A 1,901-nucleotide genomic window follows, 5' to 3' on the forward strand; every position below is an offset into this window, starting at 1 on the left:
AGCTTGACCAGTGCCCTCCTCATGTTTTTCTTTTCCTTAAACAAAGTGCAGGGATAGATTCCGGAATGATAAACGAGAAGACTTTGCTGAAAAAAATTCATTTTTCTTTCCTGAATAAAAGAGATCAAAGCGGAATCAATTTCTGCCGAAGGGATGATATTGAACGATTCATCTTTGAAATAGCATGCACCGGTGAGCTTATTGTTAAAAGCTGAATGGGCACGAATTCCGTTACAGAAATACAGTCCGTCAATGGTAGTGTCCTTTGAAGTGTAAGCGGCAGGGATGCAAAAGAAAATACTATCTGATTTGTCAGGGCGAATGGGTGTCAGGTCTGCTGTTAATCCAAATGGTTCGTAAAGGGTGATGTTCCCGTAATTTGTCTCAAAAGTTATCCGCAAAACACAAGGGTTTTGTTTTTTGAGCAGATTGATTTTTTGCTCAGGTTCCTGAAAATTTGTTTTGGCAGAAATGGTATCCTTTTGTTGGGCAAAGACAGGGCAGCATAAGGCAATGGCAAAAACCGCAAACAACAAAGCTTTCATAAAGTAAAGATAATCAGGAATAAAGAAAAAAGAAAGACAATCTTCCTATTCAATAATGGTCATTTCCTGAATCAGATTTTGAGCTCCGGCAAACTTATCGATGATAAACAAAACATAACGGATATCAACGCTGATGGTGCGCTGGAGTTCTGTTTCGAAGGCAATGTCACCGCTCATAGCTTCCCAGTTGCCGTCAAAAGCAAGGCCGATCAGGTTGCCATATCCATCGAGTACCGGACTTCCTGAATTTCCACCGGTGATGTCGGTATTGGTCAGGAAACAGGTTTTCATGATTTTATTACCTTTTTCATCGGTAGAGGCATACCTGCCATAATCTTTTGTTTCATAAAGCTGTTTAAGTTTTTCAGGAACGACAAATTCCCAGTTGTTGGGATCTTCTTTTTCCATTACCCCGTCAAGAGTCGTAAAGTAGTTGTAATAAACAGCATCGGAAGGATAGTAAGATTTGACGGTGCCGTAAGTCAGTCGGAGCGTAAAATTGGCATCCGGATAGAATTTCCTGTCTTTCTGCATTTCCTGAAGTCCTGCCATATAGAGACGCCTGCATTTGTCGAGTTTGTTCTGAGCATCTTTGGTTTCATCATTCCATTTCTGATACAGGTCGTAAAATTTCACAAATATCTGAAATACAGGATCTTTTTCCAGAATATCTTTATTGGGAGCATCCAGAAACAATTCCATGGCTGTCTGATTGATCAAAATGGTCTTGCTGAAAACATAATCTGTGTATTTTGAGAAATCACCCTTATACTTTTTTTGGATGGTTGCATAAATATCGGGCTGGAATTCAGGAGCTATATCCTTGTAGTACAGTTCGAGCATGGCAGCAAACTGTTTTTTATCGGTAGAAAGGTTGTAATCCTTGAAATAGTTCGGCAGTCCTTTTTTAATCACGTCAGCGACATATTTAATCCTGTCATTATCAATTTTTTCGGCAGTCATCAGACGATGAAGGGCGCGGAATTGTCCGGCCAGAGACATGATATCGCTTCCTCTGAAAATTGCTTCATTGGCATACTGACGAGCCATTTCATATTTATCGAGGACTTTGTAAGCACCTTCAAAATCAGAAATGACATTCCCATACTTGCGGATGGTTTCTTCACTTTTTAGTACCCATTTTTGAAATTCACTTTCAAGAGCCACTTTTTTATCATACACATTGAGCCTTTTCAGACCGCGGCTTTGTCCCTGAAAATATTTCCAGTAGTTTGAAACACGTGCATATTTTGAAGCATATTGAATCCTGACAGCCGGATTGGCATCCATGTCTTCGCGCATGATCTGAAGCCTGATGGTTCTGATTTTGACAATGGAAGGATTTTTATATTCGAG

2 protein-coding genes are annotated in these 1,901 nt (G+C 39.9%); both read right to left on the minus strand.

Features of this window, described 5'->3' with window-relative positions; all coding sequences use genetic code 11:
- Positions 1–545, minus strand: a 545-nt coding sequence (locus tag GX437_06670; GenBank protein NLJ07334.1) for a hypothetical protein, incomplete at its 3' end; no start/stop codon positions are given.
- Positions 546–590: 45 nt separating this feature from the next.
- Positions 591–1,901, minus strand: a 1,311-nt coding sequence (locus GX437_06675; protein ID NLJ07335.1) for a S46 family peptidase, incomplete at its 5' end; no start/stop codon positions are given.

This window comes from Sphingobacteriales bacterium (assembly GCA_012517435.1).
GTDB lineage: Bacteria > Bacteroidota > Bacteroidia > CAILMK01 > JAAYUY01 > JAAYUY01.